This is a genomic window from Chitinophaga sp. 22620 (genome assembly GCF_052044405.1).
Classification (GTDB): Bacteria; Bacteroidota; Bacteroidia; order Chitinophagales; family Chitinophagaceae; genus Chitinophaga.
The window spans coordinates 1,985,205-2,010,600 of the sequence record NZ_JBQEMV010000001.1; the positions used below are offsets into that span (position 1 = coordinate 1,985,205).

At 52.1% G+C, this 25,396-nt stretch carries 16 protein-coding genes and 2 tRNA genes; 10 read left to right on the forward strand and 8 right to left on the reverse strand.

Going from position 1 to position 25,396, the window contains the following annotated elements; genetic code table 11:
* Window positions 1-94: 94 nt before the first annotated feature.
* The 5 genes from ACTJIK_RS08105 (at window position 95) to ACTJIK_RS08125 (ending at window position 6,361) form a co-directional block, all read left to right on the forward strand.
* Window positions 95-168, forward strand: a tRNA-Asp gene (locus tag ACTJIK_RS08105).
* Window positions 169-703: 535 nt separating this feature from the next.
* Complete coding sequence (locus tag ACTJIK_RS08110) at window positions 704-3,841, forward strand: SusC/RagA family TonB-linked outer membrane protein (RefSeq protein ID WP_440645857.1); 3,138 nt, start codon at window positions 704-706, stop codon at window positions 3,839-3,841.
* A gap of 17 nt (window positions 3,842-3,858) precedes the next feature.
* Window positions 3,859-5,304: a RagB/SusD family nutrient uptake outer membrane protein gene (locus ACTJIK_RS08115; RefSeq protein WP_440645858.1), complete on the forward strand. Its 1,446-nt coding sequence runs from the start codon at window positions 3,859-3,861 to the stop codon at window positions 5,302-5,304.
* Window positions 5,305-5,520: 216 nt separating this feature from the next.
* A tRNA-Asp gene (locus ACTJIK_RS08120) sits at window positions 5,521-5,594 on the forward strand.
* 449 nt (window positions 5,595-6,043) lie between these two features.
* Window positions 6,044-6,361: a hypothetical protein gene (locus ACTJIK_RS08125; RefSeq protein WP_440645859.1), complete on the forward strand. Its 318-nt coding sequence runs from the start codon at window positions 6,044-6,046 to the stop codon at window positions 6,359-6,361.
* Window positions 6,362-6,610: 249 nt separating this feature from the next.
* Here ACTJIK_RS08125 and ACTJIK_RS08130 read toward each other — a convergent pair whose 3' ends face one another.
* Both ACTJIK_RS08130 and ACTJIK_RS08135 read right to left on the reverse strand, forming a co-directional pair.
* Complete coding sequence (locus ACTJIK_RS08130) at window positions 6,611-9,283, reverse strand: TonB-dependent receptor (protein WP_440645860.1); 2,673 nt, start codon at window positions 9,281-9,283, stop codon at window positions 6,611-6,613.
* A 5-nt stretch (window positions 9,284-9,288) separates the two neighbouring features.
* On the reverse strand, window positions 9,289-10,134 hold the full coding sequence (locus ACTJIK_RS08135) for a GLPGLI family protein (RefSeq protein ID WP_440645861.1): 846 nt from the start codon (window positions 10,132-10,134) through the stop codon (window positions 9,289-9,291).
* Between the two features lie 282 nt (window positions 10,135-10,416).
* On the opposite strand from ACTJIK_RS08135, the gene ACTJIK_RS08140 reads away from it, so the two are divergent.
* From ACTJIK_RS08140 to ACTJIK_RS08160, 5 genes are all read left to right on the forward strand, one after another.
* The gene (locus ACTJIK_RS08140) at window positions 10,417-12,330 is read left to right on the forward strand and encodes a histidine kinase (RefSeq protein WP_440645862.1); all 1,914 of its coding nucleotides are present in this window, start codon (window positions 10,417-10,419) and stop codon (window positions 12,328-12,330) included.
* Between the two features lie 11 nt (window positions 12,331-12,341).
* Window positions 12,342-13,094: a LytR/AlgR family response regulator transcription factor gene (locus tag ACTJIK_RS08145; protein WP_440645863.1), complete on the forward strand. Its 753-nt coding sequence runs from the start codon at window positions 12,342-12,344 to the stop codon at window positions 13,092-13,094.
* A gap of 110 nt (window positions 13,095-13,204) precedes the next feature.
* Window positions 13,205-14,776, forward strand: a complete 1,572-nt coding sequence (locus ACTJIK_RS08150; protein WP_440645864.1) for a family 43 glycosylhydrolase — start codon at window positions 13,205-13,207, stop codon at window positions 14,774-14,776.
* Between the two features lie 354 nt (window positions 14,777-15,130).
* Entirely contained in the window at window positions 15,131-16,360 is a 1,230-nt protein-coding gene (locus tag ACTJIK_RS08155) for a T9SS type A sorting domain-containing protein (protein WP_440645865.1), read from the forward strand.
* A gap of 42 nt (window positions 16,361-16,402) precedes the next feature.
* Window positions 16,403-18,073 (forward strand): hypothetical protein, encoded by a 1,671-nt coding sequence (locus ACTJIK_RS08160; protein WP_440645866.1) that lies wholly within the window; start codon window positions 16,403-16,405, stop codon window positions 18,071-18,073.
* A gap of 2 nt (window positions 18,074-18,075) precedes the next feature.
* On the opposite strand, the gene ACTJIK_RS08165 is transcribed toward ACTJIK_RS08160, so the two are convergent.
* The 6 genes from ACTJIK_RS08165 to ACTJIK_RS08190 form a co-directional block, all read right to left on the reverse strand.
* Window positions 18,076-19,284 (reverse strand): PepSY-associated TM helix domain-containing protein, encoded by a 1,209-nt coding sequence (locus ACTJIK_RS08165; RefSeq protein WP_440645867.1) that lies wholly within the window; start codon window positions 19,282-19,284, stop codon window positions 18,076-18,078.
* A 5-nt stretch (window positions 19,285-19,289) separates the two neighbouring features.
* A complete protein-coding gene (locus ACTJIK_RS08170; RefSeq protein WP_440645868.1) occupies window positions 19,290-21,665 on the reverse strand; it encodes a TonB-dependent siderophore receptor in 2,376 nt (791 codons plus the stop codon).
* A gap of 170 nt (window positions 21,666-21,835) precedes the next feature.
* Window positions 21,836-22,597, reverse strand: a complete 762-nt coding sequence (locus ACTJIK_RS08175; protein WP_440645869.1) for a LytR/AlgR family response regulator transcription factor — start codon at window positions 22,595-22,597, stop codon at window positions 21,836-21,838.
* Window positions 22,578-23,597: a sensor histidine kinase gene (locus ACTJIK_RS08180; protein ID WP_440645870.1), complete on the reverse strand. Its 1,020-nt coding sequence runs from the start codon at window positions 23,595-23,597 to the stop codon at window positions 22,578-22,580. The genes ACTJIK_RS08175 and ACTJIK_RS08180 overlap by 20 nt, the downstream gene beginning before the upstream one ends.
* A gap of 123 nt (window positions 23,598-23,720) precedes the next feature.
* Entirely contained in the window at window positions 23,721-24,182 is a 462-nt protein-coding gene (locus ACTJIK_RS08185) for an organic hydroperoxide resistance protein (RefSeq protein WP_440645871.1), read from the reverse strand.
* A 142-nt stretch (window positions 24,183-24,324) separates the two neighbouring features.
* Window positions 24,325-25,107 carry a DUF1223 domain-containing protein gene (locus ACTJIK_RS08190; protein ID WP_440645872.1) on the reverse strand — a complete coding sequence of 261 codons (783 nt, stop codon included), beginning with the start codon at window positions 25,105-25,107 and terminating at the stop codon, window positions 24,325-24,327.
* Between the last annotated feature and the right edge of the window lie 289 nt (window positions 25,108-25,396).

The following is a 25,396-nucleotide window of genomic DNA, read 5'->3' on the forward strand; positions in this document are numbered from 1 at the left end:
GTTAAAAAGATTTGCTTATATGCTTTAATTGTCCTTATCTTTGCAATCCCAAAACAGAAGAGTGCAAGGCTCTGACGAGGGATAAAAAAAAGTTGGATCGGTAGTTCAGTCGGTTAGAATGCCGCCCTGTCACGGCGGAGGTCGCGGGTTCGAGTCCCGTCCGGTCCGCAAAAGTCGCTCAAAAGGGCGACTTTTTTGTTTTAGGTCTATCCCGCTTCATGCTTATGAAGAATAATAATTTTTTTACAGGCTGGTCGAGTTTGTGAAAAAATCAAGTACATTTGTCGCATATATAACATTTATGCATGCTTTGTTCATGCGGCTTATAAAGACCGAAATCTAATCCAGGTGCCCATGCGCTCGTCGACCATTACAGAGATACAGGCTGCCCTGATAAGCTCGGTTAGTCTGACTAACTATTCCCCGTTTGTTTTTTAGAATTTATCAGTATTCAGTAAATAAAATCTAATCGATGCCTATGTATGAAGAAACATAACTTACGTGTAAGCCTTAAAGGCTATTTCGTTCCTGCAGCGATCCAATAATGCAGGCATACCCGCTACCCATATTGACAAACAGTTTCCAATGCGACCCTGACAGGTCTGCAGGTAATGTGATTCGTCGTTCCCGGTTTTTAGCAGATTAACCTGACGGGAGAGGTATGCGATATAAAAACATCTTCCAAATCTAAATTGACAAGAACATGCACAGAATTTTATGCCTGTTTACCTGCCTGTTACTACTGGCGGCGGGCGCCAATGCCCAGGTAAGGGTAATTTCAGGAAAAATTACGGATGCGACCGGCGCGCCCCTTCCATTTGTTACGGTCAGCATCAAGGGTACCAGTTCCGGTACTATTTCAAAACAAGATGGTACGTACAGTCTCCAGGTGCCTGCTTCAGGCAAGGTGCTTGTATTTTCCACCATCGGCATGAAGGTGAAAGAAGTGGAGATCGGCGACCAGTCTACGATCAACGCAGCGCTGGAAACCGGCGTGAATGAACTGGAAGAGTTCGTAGCCGTGGCGTACGGTTCACAAAGGAAAAGCGCCTTCACAGGCAGCGCTTCCGTGATCACCGCGGAGCCTTTGCAAGCCCGTCCTGTTGCTTCTTTCGATAAAGCGCTGCAAGGCCTTGCTACGGGTCTTACAGTTCAAAGTAACTCCGGCCAGCCCGGTGGCAACAGCACGATCCGTATCCGCGGCGCGAGCAATTTCAGTACCGCACAAGGCGCGCAGCCTCTCTTCGTGATAGACGGTGTGGCTGTTGCCGAAGGAGACTACACCCAGGCTCAAACGACCGCGAACATCCTTTCCACGCTGGACCCGAAAGACATCGAAACCATCACCGTGCTGAAAGACGCGACCGCTTCCGGTCTGTACGGTTCACGCGCAGCTAACGGCGTGATCGTGATCACTACCAAAAAAGGTCGCGCAGGCAAATCCAATATCAACTTTAGCGCCAACAACGGCTGGTCTTCCATTGCAGTAGACAGGCATAAAATGATGGGTGCTTTAGAGTATTACAAGTACTGGTGGGATTATTATAACACGCAGAACCTGGGAGCAGGGGACAATCCCGCTACCGCTGCATCCAAAGCCAATGTAAGCACTTTTGATATCCTGCAGCTGGATGGGTTGAACCTATTCAACAGCGATCAGCCGCTCGGTCCCGGTGGTACGCTGAACAGCGGCGTAAAGCAGTTTTATGATACAGACTGGCGTGACGCGGTGCTCAACCAGGGCCGCACAGAAGATTATGGCCTGAACGTTTCCGGTGGTACCGACAAGACCAAATTCTATTTCGGCGGGTCTTACTTCAACCAGAAAGGTATCGTACTGGCTTCCAACTTCAAACGTTATTCCGCCAGGATAAACGTAGAGCATGCGGTTACCAGTTTCATCAAAGCAGGTGTGAACAGCACGCTTTCTTACACCGATCAGAACACGCCCGCGGGCGCAGGCGGCGCGGCTAACCCGATCCGTTTTTCAGAATCAGTAGCGTCCGTTTACCCGCTGTACCAGGTAGACGCCAGTGGCAATCGCATACCGGACCCCGCCGGCGGTGGTTTCCTGTACGACTATAATGCGCCCCTGGTAAAGGACTACAACCCTGTGGGGCTTGCCAAATACAATATTTACCGGGCCAAAACCGTGAGAGGTATTTTCAGCCCCTATATAGAAGTAAGCTTCCTGAAAAACTTCAAATTCAGGACACTCGGAGGTGTTGATTATTTCGATATTTCTGAAACTCAATACTACAATTCCGCGCATGGCGATGGTGTAAGCGTACAAGGCCGTACCATCCGCTACCGCCCCCGCAACCTGGATCTCACACTCACCAATACCCTGGCTTACGACCGCCAGTTTGGCGAGCATACGGTGGGTGTAATGGTTGGTCAGGAAGCGCTGAACCAGACCTATGAGAACAACTCTCTCAATGGCACCACTTTCCCCTTCAACGGTATTTATGAACTGGACGCCGCTGCAACGCCGGTGGAATTGGGTACTTCCACTACTGAAAAAAGAATGCTGTCCTGGCTGTCCAGGGTGAACTATAGCTACGGTGACCGTTATTACCTGACCGGTGGTGTTCGCCGTGATGGTTCTTCGATCTTCGGTTCCGATTACCGCTACGGTACCTTCTGGAACATCGGCGGCGGCTGGCGTATCGGCCGCGAGAGCTTTATGGCTTCTCAGGCGTGGATCGATGAGCTGAAACTGAAAGCAAGCTACGGTACTACCGGTAATGATAATGGTCTCGGCCGTTATGCACGCCTCGGCCTGTACGGGACCGGCAATAATTACAATGGCCTGCCGGGCATTGCCTATAAACAGCTTGAAAATACCAAGCTTCACTGGGAAACCAGCAAGATACTTGATATTGGCCTTGAATTCGCTTTCCTGCGCCGCTTCAGAGGTGAGATCGGTTATTTCAACCGTCACTCTTCCGATGTTCTGTTCGCTCAGCCCCTCTCCATGCTGGTAGGCTTCCCGACGATCAACACCAACCTTGCCTCTATCAGGAACAAAGGCTGGGAGTTTATGGTAGAAGCCACAGTATTTAATACGAAGGACTTTAACTGGACTGCTTCTGCTAACCTCACGATTACCAAAAACATAATCCTGAAGATGACCAATAAGGACACGCTGATAGATCCTAATGCATCTTCCAAAAGATGGGTAGTAGGCAAGGACCGTTATATATGGTTCCTTCCGGAATGGGCTGGCGTAGACGCCGCCGACGGCCGCCCGCAGTGGTATCAGGATGAGATCGTGAATGGTGCACGTACCGGCAAGAAAATTACTACGAAAAGCTACAATGCGGCTACCCGTTACGAGCTGGGTTCTGCTCTCCCGAAATTCTTCGGTGGTTTCAATAACACGTTCCGCTATAAAGATTTCGACCTGGGCATCTATACTTATTTCAGCGTGGGTGGCAAGATCTATGACAACTCATATTCCCAGCTGATGACCAACGGGCAGACCACCGGTCAGCAGTATTCTCCGGATATGCACAGGGCATGGAAAAAAGCAGGCGACGTAACAGATGTGCCACGTTTCGTACCGGGCAACGGAGACCAGGGGAACAACACTTCTTCCCGCTTCCTGTACGACGGCAGCTATGCAAGGATCAAAAACATCAACCTCGGGTACCAGGTGCCGAAGTCTTTGCTGAGCAGGATCAATGTCGCAAATCTGCGTGTATATGTGTCCGGCGAAAACCTGTTCACATGGGCCAAGCATAAAGGCGTAGATCCGGAAATGAGCATCGGCGGCAGTGCCGATAACGACGTTCCGAACGTGAAAACATTTACTGTGGGCTTAAACCTCGGCTTCTAATCTTAAAACAGACAACCATGAAACGTTTATTATATATTTTTCTGTCAGGATCGCTTTTAGTGGCCAGCGGTTGCGGGAAGGATTTCCTGGAACCGTTACCCTCTGCTGATATAGCAGCTGAAACGGCATTCTCCACACCGGAAAAAGTGACTGCCGCGATGAACGGCCTGTACGACCTTATCACCACTTCATCGTTCAATACGCAGATCTCGCTGACGCAGGACATCAAAGGCGGTGATATGGTGTTGCTGAAAACGGGTAACTACAACCGTTTCCTGACGGAGTACCAGTTCCTGCAATCGCCAACCGCGGGGTATGGTGGAGTGTTCTTCAGGGATGCTTACAAGCTGATCACCAACACAAATGTGGCTATTACGGAGTTGCCGAAATCGCCTATCTCCGATGACCTGAAAAACGATTATCTCGCCGAAGCCAGGGCACTCAGGGCCTGGGCTCATTTACAGCTCGTGCGGTTGTTCGCCCAGCCGTTCGCCGTTAACCAGAATGCTCCGGGTATTCCTGTTGTGGATAAAGTGATCGGCGCAAACGATCCGATCCCGGGCCGCGGTACGGTGAAAGCGGATTATGATTTTATCCTGGCAGACCTGCTGTTTGCAAAAGCAAGCCTCAGTACCGGGCGTACGGGCGGCGATGGCCGTTTTACCGTTAACGCAGTAAATGGCCTGCTTGCAAGGGTATATCTGGATATGCAGCAATGGCAGCTTGCCAGTGATCATGCGAAGCTGGCTCGCACGGGTTATCCCCTGCAGCCCGCAGCTACATTGCTGGAGGGTTTCGTAGATCCGAATGATGAATGGATATGGACGCTGGTATACCGTTCAGACGACAATACCGGGTACGTACAGATCGCTTCCTTCCAGGAGCCCTACAACATCGGTTACAGCACGTTCCGCGCTACCACCTCATTCCTGAACATGTTCGCTGCTAATGATATTCGCAGGAGACAGTTCTACGTAAACCTGGATATGGTGGCCACCCTCGAAGGCGATGCGCTGCGTCGCGACGACATTCTCTTCTCCCGCGATGGTTACCTGATGAATAAATTCTGGTTCCGCGATGCATGGGACCTGAACGTTCCAATGATGCGTTCAGCCGAAATGTACCTCATCGAAGCGGAAGCTGAATCCGAATTGGGCCGCGATGGTCTTGCACAGGACGCGCTCTTCGCTGTTCAGGCCAGGGCCATCGCCGGCGCGGTGAAATCCACCAACACCGGCACCGCCCTGAAGAACGAGATCCGCGACGAAAGGAGGAAAGAGCTTTACGGCGAAGGTTTCCGTTTCTACGACCTCACCCGGCGCAAAGAAACGCTTACAAGAACAGCGCCTGACCACTGGGTTCCCATCACGCTTGCTACCGGCGATTATCGCAACATCCTGCCAATCCCCAGAGCTGAAACTGACGTGAGCGGCATGGAACAGAACACCGGTTATACCAACTGATCGTTCATACATTTTTAATTTTTCAAAAAGAAGCCCGCATCACGCGGGCTTCTTTTTATTTTGCCGGGCCTGGCAGGGAGATACCGTGTGAACTCAGGGGGCGCCCGGATTCGTGATTATACGGCTGTTTGGCCGGAGAATTTTTTCCGGCAAAAAAATTGGAGGAATAAAAAATAAATAGTTTCTTTGCAACCCGAAAGGGAGAAAAATGAAGCTGGATCGGTAGTTCAGTCGGTTAGAATGCCGCCCTGTCACGGCGGAGGTCGCGGGTTCGAGTCCCGTCCGGTCCGCAGAAGGGGACAAATCATCTAAAAAATGATTGTCCCCTTTTTCGTTTGAGCTTTTGTAGCTTTTCTTTTGCTCGATTTCGCCAGAACTCCATGTAGCAGGAATGCTTGCATTTCATTCATTAAGGCGAATGCAATTTTAAAAATGATTTCCTCTTCAGGTTTCCTGGCTACCCTGGAATGGGCAAGACAGCGGGTAAAAGCCTGGTCGCTCCAACAAAGTTTTTTACAGACTTCCTCTTTAACAGCGCGGCAATTATCCTGTCGGAGTTTCCGGGCCGCGAATTTTCCTTGAATCGGTACGAATATCAACCGGGCGATCACGAATATACATGCACGGTAATTCGGCTGCCGTTAATACCGATTTTTACGTTCGAAAGGCAATTCGAACCATGTGCATCCTCATTTTCCGCATACATATTCAATTTTGTTAACTTTTTAAAACTGAAAACATGAAACGTTTAGTATTAGCCATGCTCTGCCTGACGCTGGGCGCAGGCGCATTTGCAGCCGATTCCAAAACTGCGAAACCCGCTGACAAGAAAGTGGAAGTGAAAATGACCACTAAAAATGACATCGTGGTTAGCAACAAAAAAATGAAAGAATCCAAATTCCGCATTCAACGTGCGATTTTGACCCAGGACCTCTGCGGCAATCACATCGTTGTTTGGGTATCCGGTCCGAACAACACCAGCTGGGTGTCGATGTACGACACCGCTTTGAATTACGTTGTTGCCCACATGGATTCCAACGGCTGTTACGTAGGATAATCCTGCGAATTACGAGGATGTGTGTCTGGCCTTACCCAAATCCAGGGGAACCCGGTATTTCTTTATCCAGGCTCGATATAAGGGCAATCCACCGGGATTGCCCTTTTCCATTGCCCGTGGCCGGACGTGCGAGGTACACATTCACGGTTTTCATAGTAGCGTATCCTGATGATGGCTTTGGTTGTCGCAGGCCTGCAATCCGTTCGTGCGGCGCAGGTGAACCCGGTGTAAAGCCGCGGCGGGTAATCATCAAAATCCCAATAAGTACTTCAGCATGATCGTTCTGCCACGTAAAGGCATTTCAAGGATAGACGACTGGTTGGCCGTGTTAACGATCTGCCGGTATTTTTCCTGCCCCAGCAAATTGACGCCTTCCAGCTCGAACGTGCTTTTCCGCTTCGGCAGTGCGTACCGGGCTTTACAATCCAGGAAATGCTGATGGATAGCGGCTTGTCCGGATGGGTGGTAGGATGTCAATTGATATACCGGCGTGATGGAAATTCCGGCGGCCAGTTGCTGCTGCCATTCTGCTTTCGCCTTTACGGATTCCGTGGTGTTGGGCGCTGCAATGCCTTTCCGGGGCCGCAGCCGATAAATATTTTTTCCCGCTTCCCCCGAAACCGACAATTTCGCCCCGAATGGCAACTTCTTCTGGCCCGCAAATGCCAGGCTGAAATTGTGTGAATTGAAAGGGGAAATATCGCTGTTATACCACAGGTACCCTGTTTGCAAACCGGCCCTGATCGCGGCTGATAGCTGTATTAAAAGGGGGAAGACGTATTTCGAGTAATTACCGTTGACGGTGTATTTCGACTGGCGGTTATCGTAATCCATGGCTGTGATGCGGGTAATGCCGCTGTCTATCATGAAAGCTTGCAGGAAATTCAGTTGTGATCTTTCGGTGGAAAGCATGATTTGCCAGAATACCATCTCAATCGGTTTCCGGTAAACGAAGCGCGCCATGGCGGAATGAACACTGGTTTGGGGGAGCGGTGCCGTGCTGGCGTTGAATTGCCGGTAGTTGACGAGGATCGATCCGGGATAAATGTCGCTGACGTGCCCGAAGGTGGTTTGCGCGTTGTACCGGAACTGGAATTCGCTGTACCTGCCGATATTCCTCCGGAAATCGAGCGTGGGGTTCAGCACGAAATTCTCCTGCCGGTGGTCCCGGTTTTCTCCCTGCACGTTATATCCGATGAAATGTACCGCAGGTTTCACTTCCGCAACGATTGTACCTTTTGCCAGCATCCAGGTGGCATTGGCGCTGGCGAACAACCCGAGATTTTCGAAGTTGACATTGTTCCGGAAGCGGGCGCCCGCGCTGGAGATTTTCCCGGTGCTGTCCGTAACCTGGAGGTCAGAGCGAAGACGGTTCTTTTCATAATTACCGCCCGCCGAATACGAAAGCACCCATCGCCCGCGCTTGATGTTGAACGCGGCGGACTGATGCACATAAAACTGTTGCGTCTGCACCCGTTGCCCGAGCTCGCGGAAGCCCGCGCTGTCGTTTACCAGGTTTTCATGGAGGCCCGGAAGAACGAAGAGGCTTTCGTCTACATGGACATATCGCAAAACCGAATTGTATTGCAATAAAAGTCCACCGCCAACGGCTTTCACAATATGCGTTTCGTTCCCCGCGCTTTGCTGGCGGACGGGCAGGCGCTGCTGCATGAACCGGCCGTTCTGCCAGGCGTCTCCCCGTGCGGAAGAATACGGAAGATTCACGCTGGTAGAAGATTTTGTGAAAGCCCGTGGACTGTTTTTCTCGAATTGCGCCTGCACTTGCCATTCGCGTTGGCGTTCTGTATTGAACTGGGATTCCTGGTATCGGATGGTATCTCCCTGCGGCAGGAAGTATTGAACAGACTGTGAGCCGTTGTACCGGCGTTTCAGGTCCAGGGCTGTCACGTTCAACCGGAGCGCCCGGTCTGCGGGGAGTTTAAGCAATGCGTTGGCATTTACGGCATGGTCGGTGTTCCGGAGATAATATTTTTCGTCAACCGTGGGCAGGTTTTCGCCGGTTGTAGACAAGTAGGCGTGGGGCTGCTGAGGCAAAACGCTGCCATGGCCGGCGGTAGCGCCCAGGTCGGCGGTTTCCCGCTGGAGGTTGTGGCCGGCATTATTGGATTTGAGGTAATTGATGCTTTTGACCCTTTGCTGCAGCACCAGGTTGCTGAAGGAAAGCAGGTATGCGTTGTTCCCTGCGCCCGCTTCGCCGGTATTGATCGTAGTGGCGCGGGCTTTGTCTGACAGCCGGAGGTTGAGGGAGACGTTATCGGCCGGCACATATCCGTTGAGGACTTTCACCGGCTGGTCGCGCTCCAAAACCTGTACCTGCTCTACCGCATCCACCGGCACGTTGTTCGTGGCAACGCCGTATCGGCCGTTGAGCAGGTTTTCTCCATCGATATACACATTGGAAATCCGTTTCCCGTTGTAGCTGATCATACCTTTCTCGTCTACTTCGATCCCCGGCAGCCGGGCGATCAGGTCGCCGATTACCCGGTCGTTCTTGTCTTTGAAAGCTGCCACGCGATATTTCAACGTATCGCCGGAAGTCTGGATGCCGGTTTTCGATTTTACGGTGACCCCGGCCAGCGCGGTAGGCAGTGCGGAAAGCGTAACAAGGAATGGTGATGTGCCGCTGGAAATGGATTGGATGAAAGGCCGGTAACCCAGGGCTGTAACCTTCAGCGATAGCCCGTTGCCGGATGCGGGTAATTTGCAGTCGAAGGCGCCGTTGGCATCCGTTTTCGTGAAATGGACGCCGGCCCCGGAAGCGTTTATGATCGTTACGGAAGCCGCCGCCACCGGTTTGCCCGTGCTGTCTTTCACCCTGCCGTTTACATTTGCGGGGTTTTGCGCCATGGCCGGCATGGCGAAGGAAAGGATGGGCAACAGCAACAGGGTTTTGATGCGCAACAGGATTATTTTTTAGTGGGCAATTCGAGGGGGTAATTGAGTTGGGGTTTGGTGTTCGCTGCTTTCATCTGCTGACCGTTTATCGTAGCATTGTCGACCGTTACGTCGTCGGAGTTGCCGGCATTGGCCAGGAGCCCTTCGCGGTAGGCGGCTTCCATACGGAGGAACGCGATATTTGTGGTATGGGTGGCGTCCGCAGGCGGGTTGAGGGAAAGCCCTTCGGGCAGCGCGGTATCCGTTTCAATGCGAGTGCAGGTGAAGCGGATGCGGTTGGCGTTATCGTAGGCTTCGAGAATGAGGCCGGGCAGGCCATGCAGCTTCCATGGGCCGAAGCTGGCGGGGATATCCGTGGTGAACCAGGCCGTGTACGCTCTGCCTTTCACGGTGCCGGAGGCTTTTTGGCAGGTGTAGCTGAGGAGCTGTTTCGTTTCGGTGGATATTTGCCAGGCGATTTCTTCCAGCGGTTCTTTGATAAGGTAATTGGCCCGGCGGAAGCTCCGGTTTACCAGCAGCGCCTGTTCATTGATATACACGGCTTCTTCGGTGACGGGCCTCCAGGCGCCCATGTTCACCGTAATACTGTTGGTGCGCTCGGCTTCTTCGAAGGCTGCGCGGTGCATGGAGTCTTGCCGGCGCTTGGTGGCGCTCAGGTACACGCTCTGCTGCGGTCCGAACGCCAGCTGGAAATCTTCTTCCCATTTGTTGGACGCCCGCGTGGTGTCGCGAACGTGGGAGAAGTGGTAATACGCGATGCCGGCGCGCTCTTCGGATAAAGTGCCGTCTTCCTGGCGGAAGGAGTAAAGAATGCAAATCAGCAGCGCAGGGGCCACGAGTTTTATCAGGTAACGCATGCTCAAATCTCGCCCCCGAAGGCACCTTGCACAACGGCAAACCGATATCCGGCGGAAAGAAATTCATATTCGATGATTTCCGGGCCATATTTGAATCAACCCCCGGCCGGGAAATACCCTGCGGAGATCCGGCGGATAACGGCGGATTTCGGACGGAAACCGGCGGATATGGAACCGCACCTTCGCATGTTGTGCCTGATAAGTACATTTATACCGAGCAAACTCCGTAATTAGGGAACGGATTGTATTTTTATGTTTTTTAGCGGAGCAAATTTTTGTAGGATGAATGTAAGACCGGCATTGGCTATCTTCTGGATGATTTCCCTGTTTATGGCCGCTTCCTGCGGTGAGCGGTCTCCTTCGCGGAAAGTTCCCCGGCACCAGGAGGCTTTGGCGCAGGATAAAGATTACCTTTCCATGGTTATTTCGCTGGACACACTGCCGTCTGACCAATTCTGGAAAACGGTGCGCCGCGAAGACAGTCTCCTTTCCCAACGGCCCGACAGCAATTCCAACCCGTTTTTCCATTACTTCCGCGCCCGGATTCTCCTGAAAGAGGGCTATCGCGACAGCGCCATGGCCCAGCTGGAAAAAATGAAAGGAGAAAGGGCGGACAGCAACGTTTCCCTGCTCAGGGAATTTACCGTTTTCGATTACAATAGCCGCAACAATATGATGGTGGAGGCCCGGATGATGCAAGAGATCCTCGTGGCGATGAAAAAAGCCGAACGCTTGCATAGTCCGGTCACTTACCGGTTCTACGATCTCATGGCCAAGGCGTATTACCAGAACGAGAACGAAAGAGAATCCCTCGAATACGCGGAACGCCACTTCAGATCACATCCGTTTAATACGCATCCCGTGGTGATGCAGCGCCACTACGACGTTTCGTATCTCCTCGCACACCAGATGAACGATTTCGACAAGATGATGCTGTACAATTCCCTGGCCCGGAAGCTGGCCATCCATACGGGCGACAGCCTTGCTATTGCCCGGACATACGACAGCGAGGCAATGGTGCTCGACAAAAGGGGAGAATTCGCCAAATCGCTGGAATGCAGCAAGATCTTTGTGGATTTTCTCGAAAGGACGAACCGTATCCACGAACTCGCCTACAACAATCTCGCCACCGGTTTCAACCACAACGGCCTCCCCGATTCGGCCATAAAATATTACCACAAAGCGATGGCCCTTGCAAAAAACCAGGGCAACATGAATCAGACGCCGCTTTATTATAAGGGTCTGGTGGAAGCATACAAATTGAAAGGCGATATGAAGAACGCCATGGAAGCCCTCGATTCGGCGTATGGCATTGAAGTGCGCAACATCAGGAAAATCGAAGCGGTGAAATTCGCTGATATCCACGAAAAATATGACACCGAAAAGAAAGACCGGAACATCGCCAACCTGAGCAGCCGCAATGCCCTCAATGAAAAGATCATCCAGCAGCAAAGATGGACCCTCGGCCTGGCGACCATTGTGTTCCTCGGCGTGGTCGGCTTCCTGTATTTCCTCTACCGGCAGGTTAAACTCAACGAGAGGAATAAGCTTCTCCAATCGGAGAACGAACGGCTGCGGATGGAGCAGAAATTACTGCAGGTACAGCTGAACCCGCACTTCATCTTCAATTCCATCGCCAACCTGCAAAGCCTCGTGGCTTCCGGCGATACGAAGGAATCCGTCCGCTACCTGTCCGTTTTCTCTGGGCTTTTACGGAATGTGCTGGAACAAAGCCGGAGGGATTTTATCCCGCTCGATGAAGAGATCGATTCACTGGAAAATTACCTGCAGCTCCAGCAGATGCGGTATGCAGCGCTTTTCGATTACGAAATAGGCGTGGCGGAAGATATCCGCCCGGGCGAACTACTGATCCCACCCATGCTGATACAGCCTTTCGTTGAAAACTCGATCGAGCACGGTTTCCGTAACATCAGTTACAAAGGCATGCTGACCATCCGCTTCGAAGCGAAGGATGAACGGCTTACTATTACCGTAATTGATAACGGACAGGGCATTGTCGATAAAGGAACTGACGTGCAGAAAAAGCAATCGCTGGCGCAGACGATCCTCAAAGAGCGGATACAGGTGCTTTTTAAATCCGATTGCCAGCGGGCGCGATTCGATATCGAGAACAAAGCCGGTGCCGGCGGGCGCGGCGTTACGGTGCACATCATTCTTCCCGTCATCAAAGATTAAACCCGGCAACCATGCGCATGAAACTTTACATACTCGAAGATGAGGTCCGTATCCTGAAACACCTGTTGCAGATAGTGCAGGAAAATCCGTATGTGCAGGTGGCGGGCCATGCGGGAGATATTGCCACGGCGGCGAAGGAGATCCCGGCGCTGAAGCCGGACATTATCCTGGCCGATATCCGGCTGAAAGACGGCGACAGTTTCCGTTTGTTCCACGAGATAGGGGAGATCGATTTCCAGGTGGTCTTTCTCACGGCTTATGACCAATATGCCATCCAGGCGCTGAACATGGGCGCGTTCGGATATTTGCTCAAACCGATCGATGAAGCAGCCCTGTCGGAGATGCTGAACAAATGTTTTCAGCACCGGCAGCAGGAGCAGTTCAACCGGCAGCAGCTGGAGATTGCGCGGCAGCATTATGGTACGCAGGGCGGGGGGAATGTGAAACGGCTGGCGCTGAAGCGGGTGGAATATATGGAGATCGTGTCTGTTGAAGACATTATGTATTGCAAGAGCGATAAGGGCTATACGACTTTTTACCTGACAGACAAGCGGGATATCCTCGTGTCTAAAGGGTTGATCGAATATGAGAGCATCCTGGGGCCGGCGGGTTTTTTGCGATGCCATCAATCCTGGCTCGTCAATTTTCAATTCGTGAAAAAATATTACCGCGAAGGGTATCTGCAGATGCAGAATAACGAACAGATTCCCGTTAGCAGCCGCAAGCGGGAGGAGGTGTTGCGGTTTTTGGAGAATATTTCGTAAAATTCCTTATCGCATTAAATTATATTCCTTATTTTATATACTGATTAACCTATTATAAACCCCGCGGCAATTTATTCCACGTTCAATTGCCGCATAAGAACTACTATGTTATGAAAATCAAAGCGCTCACAAACGTTGCGGCGGTTTTGCTGCTATTGGCAACAGCCTGCCAAAAAGAAACCCAGAAGAAAAACGCTGATGCAGGAGAAGAATTACTGCGGATTAATGACACCAGGATCAGTGCGGCGCCGCCACTCGGCACATTGATCGATGGCGCTACTTACCGCATCAGGGGAGTAACCTCGTCCGCCCCGGCTGGCCCTGTAGTAGAAGTTACCGGTAATTCCTCCGCTGAAGGCCAAAAAATCCAGCAGTGGTGGTGGTTCCCTAACAACGGTCAGAAATGGAGACTGGTAAAGATCGATGCCACTTATTATAAGCTGGTGAATGTGACCAGTAATAAATGCCTGGAATCTCCTTCCTCCACCTCCGGTGATATTTTGCAGCAGGGAACAGACGATGGAGGCGATGACCAGGCCTGGTCCATAGCGTACTCCGGTAGTAACAACGTATTTTCGCTGACCAATAAAGCCACCGGTATGAAAATGGTGCTGGATCCGCAAAGCACTACTCCCGGCGCTAAGATCAGGCAGAAGTCCGCCATTACCGGTGACCAGGATCTGTTCAATTTCCATAATCTCAATTTTCAGAACCCGCTGATCAATGCCAGCAGGCCGGACCCTTTTGTTGCCCAGAAGGATGGGTACTATTATTTCATGTACACCAGGGGTAATAACATCGGCCTGAGGAAAACAACTTCCATGTCCTTATTATCCACAGCGCCGGAATCTGTGATCTGGACGCCGCCTGCGGGAACGGCCTACTCTTCAAATATCTGGGCGCCCGAACTGCATTTCCTGTCCGGGAAATGGTATATCTATTTTGCGGCTAATGATGGCACCGGCGATTCACACCGCATGTTCGTGTTGGAAAATCCTAATGCGGATCCAATGACCGGCACCTGGACATTTAAAGGAAAGATTTACGATTCCAGTGATCAATGGGCGATTGACGGCACCATACTCACGATTGGCTCCAATAATTATTTCGTTTGGTCAGGCTGGGAAAGTACCGCCAGCAGGTACAAACAATACCTTTACCTTGCTACGATGTCGGACCCATGGACCATTAGCGGGCCAAGGATCAAAATATCCTCCCCTACCAATACCTGGGAAAAGCATGAGCCGAACTCGATCGGAGCCGGTGTGAATGAAGGGCCCATCATGCTGCAAAAGGATGCAGGCAGCCCTGTATTTATCATCTATTCAGCCAGCAGGTATACCAGCGACAACTATTGCCTCGCACAGATACAGCTCAAAAGCGGTGGCGATCCTACAGTACCGGCTGACTGGATCAATAAAAAACAGGTTTTTGTAAGAAATGATGCCAACAACGTTTACGGACCAGGGCATAATGGTTTCTTTACCAGCTCCTATACAGATCCCAATGGCGTGACGAAAAAGGAAAACTGGTTTATCTATCACGCACGCAGCGTGGCTGCTACTACCAATGGCCAACGGGCGCCAAGAATGCAGAAGCTTACCTGGAATACCGATGGTTCGCCAAATTTTGGCGTCGCCTTAGCAACCGGTGTAGACATGCCGATCCCTGTAGGGGAGTAATGTAAAATAACGACGTTATAATTTAATCGGATCGTGTATAGGCTTTTATTCGGTCACATTATATACACAGAAAATGCTCCCTGCACAGGGAGCATTTTTTTATTTAATCAGTCAGCCGCCACCAATGGGAACATTCCCTCACTATGGGAGCATTCCCACCAAAAAAATCCCCGCCCTTTCATTGTGGACACATGACTTTTTCTGTTACTTGTTTTCATAAGTATTCCACATATGAAAAGAACTGTCCACGTTGTATCCCTGGTACTACTAGTACTCTCTGTTTCTAATTGTTTCGCCCAATCGTTTATCCCCGGAAATTTTGTCGTCGTCAGAATTGGGTCTGGAACAGCGCCTATGGCCGCCGGAGAGGCCCAGCCTGTTTTCCTGGATGAATATAATTCCTGCGGGAACCTGGTGCGAAGTATTCCCATGCCCGTGTCTGTTTCGGGCAATAACAAAAGGCTCACACTGCCAATTTCAACAAGCGATTACACGGAAGGTTACATCAGCCTGTCGCAGGACGGGAGTAAGCTGGCGCTTGCAGGCTACGATGCCGATCCGGGCACGGCCGCGGTATCGTCGGTTTCAAGCACCACGGTAAAAAGAATGGTTGCGGTGGTGGGCGGCGACGGTACGGTGAACACTGCAACGGCATTGGGCGCTTTCAGCGGCCAGGCGGTCCGCGCGGCGGTGGTCGATGGTTCCGGCATCTGGGTGAGCGGCGGTTCAGGCGGTATAATGTATACCACCCTCGGCAGCACTACCCATGTTCAGATCACCAATGCCACGGCGCGCTCCCTCGTCGTATCAGGCGGGCAATTATACGCCTCTTCCACCTCCGGCGCATTCAGGCTCACGGCCGTCGGCACAGGGCTTCCGGCTACTGCCGGGCAAACGATGGTGAACCTTCCCGGCCTTCCCACTACGGGCAGCCCGTATCAGTTCCTGATCGTCAATGCCGGCAGCGGGTCGGATGTGCTGTACATGGCGCATGATAACCTGCTGAGGAAGTATTCTTTATCAGGCGGCACATGGATCAGCAACGGCGCCATCGGCATTGCATCGGATAAATACCGGGCCGTTACCGGGCAGTTCAATGCAAACGGTACCGTTACCCTGTATGCCATCCGTAGGAATGATAATGCCACCGGCGCAGGCGGGGAAATAGTGACACTGACGGACAGCACAGGATACAACAACGATTTTTCGGCTGTTGTGCCTGCACTCATTGTTCCGGCCAATGACTATAATGTTTTCAGGTCCATCGTGATGGCGCCGGATGTAATGGCTGCTAACACCGTATCCCGCAAAGGGCCTGTGAACGAAACGGCGGATTCCCTGAGCCTGAAACTCTCTCCCAACGCCGCGAGAGAAAGGGTGGTGGTGACGTTCAATAAGACCAACATGCCCCATCCTGGGATCGTTGTGACGAATGCCGCGGGGCAGATCGTCCGGCAGCTGCCTCCCGCTTCCATACAGGCGGGCCAGGCCACCATCGACCTGCAGGGGCTGCCTAAAGGTGTATACTACGTCACCTTAAACGACGGCAAAAAACAAACAACCAAAAAGCTGCTGGTATTATAACTCTCCTGTCCGGCAGGCATAATCGCATAAAAAATCAGTAAAATGAAACTCACTTCCGCGTTTTTCCATCTCTGCATGCTCATGGCCTGCGCCATTGTTGCGCAAGCCCGGCAGCTACCGGATTTAAAGACCATTCTCGACCCACAGAAGAACAATCCCGTCATTGAAATCCCGGCGGGGAAATACCAGCTCAACAATATGGTGAATGGCGCTTACCTGTTTGCCAACCTGAACAATGTTGAGATCAGGGGCAATGGTGCGTCCATCATCTGCAATTCCCAGGAGCTGGCGTTCCGGTTCCTGAATTGTACCAACATAAAGATATCCGGGTTTTCCATCGACTACGACCCGCTCTGTTTTACACAAGGGGTGATCGTAGCCAAAGATCCCGGCAATACGTGGTTCGAGGTGGAAATTGACCCGGGATATCCCATTGAGAATGTAAGAAATGCCCGGGTGCAGTTTTATGACCCGAATACGAGGCAATTAAAAAGAAATAGTATTACAACCGGCGAAGGGCATTATTCGGCATTCCAGCACATCACCGGCACCAGGCGGTTCAGGCTCACCAAGAATAACCCATGGGTGGCGTATGAGAAAGTGGGAGACCTGGTGGTACTGGATGTAGTGTCTACCAAAGCCAATCCCGCCGCGCATGCCTTCCAGCTGGAAAAATGCGTGAATGCTACCGTGGAGGATGTTACCATTTACGGGTCGAACAGTTTTTCTTTTTTTGAAAGGGATTGCAGGGGCACGCATTATAACCGCTGCAAGGTGGGCCGCGGGCCTGTGGCGCCCGGTATGCCCGCCCGCCTGCGTTCCGGGAACGCGGACGGTATTCACAGCAGCCTGGCCAGCATCGGGCCCCTGGTGGAAAACTGCGACATCAAGCACAATGGCGATGACTGTATCATCGTATGCGGCCGTTCATTTCCGATATGCAGGATAGACAGTGCTACTAATTCCATCTATCTTTTATCGAGGGAAGGGAATCTCGTTTTCTACGCAGGCGATACCTTGCAGCATGTGCTGTTTGCCGGTATAAAGAGCGGGAAGGCGAAAGTGCAGGCCTTTGAGCCGTACACGCCGTCCGTAGCGGAGCGGCAGGCGGTGATGGCGATGTACCCGGAACTATTGTTTCAAGCCAACTATACAAGAGGAGCGCGCATCACGCTCGATACGCTGCCGGCCATGGCCATCGGCGATATGATCTACAACGAAAGCCATACGGGCAAAGGGTTCGTTATCCGCAACAACAAAGTTGGGTATAACCGTTCCCGTGGTATTCTCATTAAGAGCAGCAATGGCATTGTGCACGACAACGAGATTACCGGCACGGCCATGAACGGCATACTAGTGGGGCCCGAAATTCACTGGATGGGAGGTGGCTTTGCGGATCATGTGGAGATCAGGCACAATCGCCTTTTTGAATGCATGTTTGAGAAAACCAACCCGGGCATGCCGCCGGGAGCGTTGTCCGTATTCTGTGCCAACGGCCCGCAGATTCCCTCCGCCGGCGCATTTGGACAGATCAATGTGCATCACAACACGATCCAGAAATCCCCATACCCCGGTATGGTATTCACTTCTGTAATTGGCTTGCAGCAATCGGCCAACAATGTGGCACCCTATCCTTGTGGCAGCAGGGAGCATGGCAAGAGGTTCAACACGGTCTTTACCGTGCCGGTATGGGAGAAGAACAATACGCCGTAATGCTACGGCACTGCTGTGTTACGGGCAAAGGCCCCGTCTTTTTTTACAGGCGCCTGCGCCTTCTTTTTCCTGCGCCCCCACCAGATGAGGAAACCGCTCACCGGCAATGATGCGCAATACAATGCAATAAAGCAGGCCAGTATTTTGGTAGGCAGGCCGTAAATGCTGCCTACATGAATGGCGTAGTTGCTGTTCCGCCATTTGGCGCCCAGGGTTTTCTGGTCGTGGGGAGTGGAGAAATATAATTCCCCGGTCTTCGGATGGTACGCATACACATCGGATTCATCCCAGCCGGAAGTTCCCGAAGAAAACCGGATGAATGCCGTGATCGCGCCAGGCTCTTTTGCGCCCGGTTCCTGTATGCTGAAACCGGCCAGCTCCCAGTTGGGTACGCGGCGCATGGCGTCTGCAAATACACGGTCATACAGATGTACCACCGAATCCGTAACAGGTGCCGGTTTCGGCGGCCTTGCAAATACTTTCGCCGGGTCGTTGCCGAGGAGCCGGTATATACCGTTGGTCCACCAGTCGAAGGTCCACACCAGACCCGTTACTGCGAACAGCAGCACGAAAAGAAAGGTATAGATCCCGCCGATATTGTGCAGGTCGTAATTTTTGCGTTTCCATTTGGTAGAGGATTTCCATTTGAACCACAGCCTTTGTTTTAACGCGGCTTTGTTCTTCGGCCACCATAGTACGATCCCGGTAATGATCATCACAAAAATGATCAGCGTGGCCCCGCCTACAATGTAGTGCCCTACATCGTACCGCAGCAGCAGGCACTGGTGCAGCATGCGGGTGTTGAAGATCCAGTCGCGGGGAAGATCTACCACACCCAGTACTTTCCCGGTATAAGGATCAACATATATGTGCTGATAATGCTCCATGGACGACATGTACAGCCATCCGGGTTCCTTCGCTTCCTTGAAATTGGTGAACTCGTAAGCTTTTGAAGGATCGCGGTCGAGGGTAACAAAGCTTACGTTGTTGCCCCGTGCCGCTTTGCGGGCATTTTGGAGGATAAGGTTGAATGGAAGGCGTTCTGCCTTTACTTCCGGCACGAATAATTTATCCCGGTGATACCATTCCGCCAGTTCTTTTTCCCAAACGAACACGGCCGCGGCGGTGAGGCTGATAAACACCACCAGCCCGGCGGTAAGGCCGAGCCAGAGGTGTATCTTTCCAAGTATTTTCTTGACGGGTAAACGCATAAGCATTAAAATGTATAACCCACGTTCAGTAAGAAATTGCGCGGCGCTCCGGGGAAATTGCGCTCATAGTTGTAGCCGCCGGAGATATATTTTTTATCGGCAAGATTGTTCAGGTTTACGGACAGCTGCAATCTCTTTACCTGGTAATAAAGCGCCCCGTTAAAAACAACATAGGCTGGCAGTTGTAACGTTCTGTCAAACGTTTCACGCTCCGATACCTGGGAATGGCCGAGCCCGATACCGAAGCCGCTGAACGCTCCTTTACGGACGGTATACTTGATCCAGCTGCCGCTGCTGTGTTTCGGCGCATTCTCTTTCGTCAACCCCACTCGTTTATTGATATCGTTCTCTATATCTTCCGTGATCAGCGCTTCGTTAAAAGCGTAATTCACCTGGATGCTCAGGTTGGGCAGTACGCGGCCGGATGCTTCCACTTCAAAACCGCGTGCGCGCTCTTGTCCGCGTTCCCTCAGCAGGTCGGGTTTGGAAGCGTCGTTGGCATTTACGAGCACATTGTTCTGCGTGATCTGGTATACGGCTACAGCGGCGAACAGGCGGCTATTGAAAAATTCCCCTTTCGCGCCTGCTTCCAGCAGCTCGCTGGTCAGTGGGTCGAAAGGGCCGCCGGTAGCGGGATTGCTGAGCGTTCCCCCGGCCTGCGGCTCAAACCCGGTGGCATAGGTGGTGTATACGCTGATATTGTCCGTCACCGCATAGGTAATGCCTATCCTCGGTAGAAGCGCGTTCTGTTCCTGGGCTTTTGTGATATTGGAGCCCGCGTACGAGAAGCTGGTGACGGGATAGCTGTAGAATTCCTGCCGGAGGCTCAGCAGGAACTGGAAGCGGTTGAGCTTCACGAGGTCCTGCAGGTACACGCCCTGCGTTTTGAACCGGTTGCCTGAAGAATAATTGTTGGCGGCGCCGTAGGTATAACTTTCCACGGGCCGTTTTTTCCAGGACGGGTTTCCCAGGCTGAAGTCGGCAACACCGCTGGCAAGACCGATGGCCGAGCGGTTGTAGCTGATATTATAACCGTCGATATAGTCATAACCGGCCAGCAGGGTATGCTCCAGCAGGGAGGTGTTGAATTTGAAAGTAAGGTAGGTGGTCAGGTTATTGCCGTTGAATTTCGTCGTCCTGTCTGTGAAAGCCATCTGGATGCTGTCAGGCGTAATATAGGCGGAATGGACGTGTTCGTTCAGCAGTTCGTCGTACCTGAATTTCATGTAAGAGGCATTGAACGCGATCTTTTGGGATAGCTGCTGGCTGAAAGACAGCGTGAGAGCGAGGTTCTGCTGTTTCAGGTAATCGCCCGGCTGCGCCACGTTGAAATTAATAGGTGTGGCGAAGAGGTCTTTGGTGCCCCGTATGATGGTTCTGCCACGGTCCAGGATCGTGTGCTGATTGGTGTAAACAAAATCTGCATTGAACCGCGTGCCTTCCCGGGGGAGGAAGGAAACGGAAGGGGCTACCACGAACGACTTGTTGAAGACCTGGTCCCGGAAGCTCTCCGCATTCTCGTAACCCAGGTTCAAACGGTATAATAAGGTCTTGTCATCATTCAGCGGGCCGGTAAAATCACCCTGCAGGCGGAAAGTGCTAAAGCTCCCGGTGCTGAAGCTGACAGCCTGGCGGCTTTCATCCAGCGGTTTCTTGGTAACCATATTAACCGTGCCGCCGGGGCTGGCATTGGCGAAAACCGCTGAGGCCGGGCCTTTGATGAATTCTACTCTTTCGATGTTGACGAGAAGGGGGCTGGTCCAGAAGTTGTTGTGCGTGCGCAAGCCGTTCATCAGCCGGCCGCTGCTGCCGCTGTTCCTGAAACCGCGCATGGTGATATCGTCGTACACGGAGAATTCGTTGATCCCTGCCACGTTCTGCACGATGTCCTTCAACCGCAGCGCCTGCCTGTCCTGTATCAATTCTTTGGTAACGGTGGAAATGGACTGGGGAATGTCTTTAATGGCCATTTCAATCTTCGATGCGGAAAACGAGAGGTTGTTTTTGTAGGAAGTTTCCTTCCTGCCGGTAACTTCCACGGTTTGCAGCTGGCTTATGTCCGCTTCGGCTTCAATGTCCAGCTGAGCTGTCTCCGCCGCTTTGATGCTGATCTTTTTGCTGAATTGTTTATAACCGACGGTGGAGAATATGATGGTATAATTTCCCGCTGGAACGCCGGAGATCTGGTAAGCGCCGTTTCCGTCGGTTGTAGCGCCATAGGTGGTGCCTTTTAACCCGATGTTGCCGGATATAATATATTTGCCTTCCCCGTCTTTTACAATGCCTTTTATACCGCCGGTCTGGGCGGTTGCGTTTTGAACGAGAAATGCCAGTATAATCAGTAAGCCCGTCTTTTTAAGCTTAAGTAGAAGTGTTGTCATGCTGGTTGGATTGAAGCTCAAAATGAATGCTTTCAACCCCCGTAAGCAACTCGTATACGGAAAATGATTTACGCAATCAGGAAAAAAAGCCGGGCAGGGAAACTATAAAGAAAAAGCGGAAACAATTGCCAGGGCATTTGTTTCCGCTTTCGCCGTTTATATCCTCTAAACTACCTGTTCTCCAGCCAGTTCAGAAAACTGCTCGTCTTTTCTTTCCCGATCAGCAGCTTCTCCGCCGTGGGGACCGTCAGCTTCACCAGCAGCTTCCGCGCGAAATAATGCTCCACTTCCTTCACCGCGCTGAAGTTCACCAGGTATTGCCGGTTCAGCCGGAAGAATTGCCGGGCAGACAGCAGGCCCTGCACCTGGTCCAGCGACTGGTCTATTGCATACTCCTGCCCCTGGAAGGTCATGATCGTGGAAGAATCGTATTTGATATAGATAAAAGCGATCTGCTCTGTTTGTATCGTGGTGTATTTGTTGTTCTTGAACACGAGGAAACTCTTTTTCCCCTCATCCAGCCCTATCTTTTTCAACAGCCCGTCCAGGTCCGGCTGGGTATGCTGCTGGAAGAAGTTCTTAAAGCTCTCCACTTTTTCAAAAGCTTCCTGCAAAGCTTCTTTGGAGAACGGTTTCAGGATATAGTCGATGCCGTTGGCCTTGATGGCGTCCATCGTGTATTCGCCGTAAGCGGTGCAGAACACTACCGGGCACTGGATCTTAACGGATTTGAATATCTCGAAGCACAGGCCGTCAGACAGCTGGATGTCCATAAAGATCAGGTCGGGCGTTTCGTTCCGGGAAAGGTAATTTACCGCGTCCTCGATGCTTTGCAGCTGCGCCGCGACCGTGGCCCCGGGCCGCAGTTTGGAGATCATCGCGGCGAGCGATTTTGCTGCTTTCAGCTCGTCTTCAATGATAATTATTTGCATGGATCACGGGTAGTTTAATCGTAAATAATGTTTCGCTGGCGAGGATATCGATCTTTTTGTCCAGCAGGTGGATGTAGCGCTGGTTGATATTCTCCAGCCCCATGCCCATGGAGGATTCGGGCGTTCTTTTTAGCTGCACCCTGTTTTCCACCACAATACAATCCCCTTCGGAATAGATCCGGATATGCAGCGGATGCTCCAGCGACACGACGTTGTGCTTGATGCAGTTTTCCACCAGCAATTGCAGCGTGAAAGGAGGGACGAGCGAGGTATGATGTGCTTCATTCACCGCCACGGAAAGATCAATACCATCTTCAAAGCGCGCCTTCAACAGGAAAACGTAGGCGTTCAGGATGTCCAGCTCTTCTGAAAGCCTGATCAGGTCTAGCTTCCGGCTTTCGAGGGTGTAACGGTAGAAGTCTGAAAGTTTCAGGATAAAATCCACCGTATGTTTATCGTTGCTTTCCACCATGTATTTCAGGGTGTTCAGGCTGTTGAACAGGAAGTGCGGGTTCACCTGCTGCTTGAGCAGCTCGTACTGCGCGCCAAGATTGTCCGCCTTGGTGCGTTCCAGCTCTATGCCTACTTCCTGGTTCCGGTAGCTCTGGTACAGCAGGTGCAGGAACATGTAAAAAGTTAAGTTGATGAGGATGCCCCTGATACCGATCATCAGCGCCACCGGGCCAAAGCTGAGGTAAGAAATGAGTATCTGCTGCAGGCAGGCGAGCACGAACATCACCACCATACCTACGACGAGGCTTTTGATAAGCCGCATCACGGAAAAGCCGTTGGCCACATCGCGGGAGGTATAGGCGGGAAGGGTGAGGATGTTGTAGTACCAGATAAAGACAGCGAACAGGAAAGTGATGACCGCATTCACAATGGCCTCGAAAGGATTAAAATGCCGCTCGGCAATTTTCGGGACCGAGGTAAGCACGCCCAGGAAAAAGGAGCTCAGCCATATTATCTTGTTGGAGACTTTAAATGTTTTTTTGTTCATACAGCCTGATCGGTAAGGTTGAATAATGATTGCTTCCCGGTTATCCATTGGCATCGCTAAGTTATCGCATCCTGTTGAAAATAGCCCGCCCCTGTTTGAAGGCGGGCTATTATTGAAATGAATTTACACGAGGTTGATCTCCACGCCGATGTTGCCCCTGGTAGCTTTGGAATACGGGCAGTTCTCATGCGCGAAGTCCACCAGCGCCTGGGCTGTTTCACGGTCGAGGCCGGGCAGGCTTACGTTCAGGCGGGCCTGGAGAAAATAACCGCCGTTGGTTATGCCCAGGTCTACTTCCGCATCCACCGCATGGCCTGCCGGGAGGGCTATTTTCATTTTGGCGGCCGCGAGGCCCATGGCGCCGATGAAGCAGGCGGACCAGCCTGCGGCGAACAATTGTTCGGGATTGGTGCCGCCGCCGGTGGAGCCGGGAGATGACAGCGAAATGTCCAGCCTGCCGTCCGTACTGCGGGAAACGCCGTCGCGGCCGCCGGTGGTATGGGTTTTACCGGTGTAAAGCACTTTCTCCGGTTTGATGATATTGTTTGAAGTCACGATGACGTGTTCGATGTTATTGTTTTCCATTGTTTCGTTTTTTATGTGTTTTTTGATTTGTTTGTCAAAGGTATTTCCATGTGTTGCCGCGGTCAATCAGAAATCAGCGGGGTGGGCCAACCTGCTCCTGAAGTGGACAATCCGGGGGGCGAAATTCCGTGGTCATCCCGTTTTATTTTGTTTCAAAACCGGTTCTGCCTGCGTTGCTGATATGCCCGTCCGCAGTATGCTGCACAAAGCCGATCAGCTCCCAGCCCTCAGCATTAAAATCCGGGGGAAGGCGCATGCTGATGTCTTTTTTATTCTCCTTGTCCAGCGGCACCCGGAGCAGGCGGCGCACGATCTGTACATGCGACAGGCTCCTGCCTGAGTTTTCTCCTGCTTTCACACGGCTCGCCGCGGATTTCTGCACCAGGGCCAGCACCAGCTCGGTGTTCTTTTCATTACCGGCGCCTTCATAATCCACCTGCAATTGATTGCCTTCCGTTTTGGCTGTGAGCATCAGGGGCTGGGCGGATTCCTGGTTCAGCCCCGCTGAAATGGCTCGCAGGATAGGCCCCTGGTCGGAACCGATATGCTCAGAGGCGCCGTTCACCACGATCTGCGGCGTATACACGGTGCGCACGTTCAGCCATTCTGCATACCGGCGTTGCCTGTTGGAAAATTCACGGTCGCTGAAGCGGTCTTTCCAGCCCTGGTGGTCCCAGTAATCCACATGGTAGGCCAGGATGTAGATCTGCGGGTTCTTATTGTCTTCCTGTATCTTCTCTACCAGCGCATCCGCCGGCGGGCAGCTGGAGCAGCCTTCTGATGTAAATAGCTCCACCACCGCGAATCCTTTGCTGTCCTGTTGCGTTTGGATCGCCCTGATGGCTTTTTCACGCTGCATATCCGCAAAGGCCGCCGTTACGACCAGTACCGCTCCCAGGCTGCCTGCAACAATCATTGCTTTCATTGATTTCATGTGTTATCGCTTTAAATGTGATCGTTATCGTTACTGATCCAAAAGTAGCTGCCCGCTGCACAACGGCTAAGTACAAAGTGCCCCAGGCTGCCAAAACAGGTCCTGGATCAGGCAATCCGGTCCTCCAATTCCCGGCGCTCATTCCGCCCGCTCCGGGCAGTTCCCGGAAAAAAATGGCAGCGGATATTTCAGCGCGGAAAATGTCCGGCTCGCCGTCCATTCTGCCGGGCACACGGCTTCCGGCTATGCCGGGGCGGGGCCAGCGGCTACTTTTGGAAAA

Excerpts from the sequence above, each read along its gene's own strand:
- ACTJIK_RS08110 (WP_440645857.1), top strand. The coding sequence starts at position 704 with ATGCACAGAATTTTATGCCTGTTTACCTGCCTGTTACTACTGGCGGCG.
- ACTJIK_RS08115 (WP_440645858.1), top strand. The coding sequence starts at position 3,859 with ATGAAACGTTTATTATATATTTTTCTGTCAGGATCGCTTTTAGTGGCC.
- ACTJIK_RS08125 (WP_440645859.1), top strand. The coding sequence starts at position 6,044 with ATGAAACGTTTAGTATTAGCCATGCTCTGCCTGACGCTGGGCGCAGGC.
- ACTJIK_RS08135 (WP_440645861.1), bottom strand. The coding sequence starts at position 10,134 with ATGCGTTACCTGATAAAACTCGTGGCCCCTGCGCTGCTGATTTGCATT.
- ACTJIK_RS08140 (WP_440645862.1), top strand. The coding sequence starts at position 10,417 with ATGAATGTAAGACCGGCATTGGCTATCTTCTGGATGATTTCCCTGTTT.
- ACTJIK_RS08145 (WP_440645863.1), top strand. The coding sequence starts at position 12,342 with ATGCGCATGAAACTTTACATACTCGAAGATGAGGTCCGTATCCTGAAA.
- ACTJIK_RS08150 (WP_440645864.1), top strand. The coding sequence starts at position 13,205 with ATGAAAATCAAAGCGCTCACAAACGTTGCGGCGGTTTTGCTGCTATTG.
- ACTJIK_RS08155 (WP_440645865.1), top strand. The coding sequence starts at position 15,131 with ATGGCCGCCGGAGAGGCCCAGCCTGTTTTCCTGGATGAATATAATTCC.
- ACTJIK_RS08160 (WP_440645866.1), top strand. The coding sequence starts at position 16,403 with ATGAAACTCACTTCCGCGTTTTTCCATCTCTGCATGCTCATGGCCTGC.
- ACTJIK_RS08165 (WP_440645867.1), bottom strand. The coding sequence starts at position 19,284 with ATGCGTTTACCCGTCAAGAAAATACTTGGAAAGATACACCTCTGGCTC.
- ACTJIK_RS08170 (WP_440645868.1), bottom strand. The coding sequence starts at position 21,665 with ATGACAACACTTCTACTTAAGCTTAAAAAGACGGGCTTACTGATTATA.
- ACTJIK_RS08175 (WP_440645869.1), bottom strand. The coding sequence starts at position 22,597 with ATGCAAATAATTATCATTGAAGACGAGCTGAAAGCAGCAAAATCGCTC.
- ACTJIK_RS08180 (WP_440645870.1), bottom strand. The coding sequence starts at position 23,597 with ATGAACAAAAAAACATTTAAAGTCTCCAACAAGATAATATGGCTGAGC.
- ACTJIK_RS08185 (WP_440645871.1), bottom strand. The coding sequence starts at position 24,182 with ATGGAAAACAATAACATCGAACACGTCATCGTGACTTCAAACAATATC.
- ACTJIK_RS08190 (WP_440645872.1), bottom strand. The coding sequence starts at position 25,107 with ATGAAAGCAATGATTGTTGCAGGCAGCCTGGGAGCGGTACTGGTCGTA.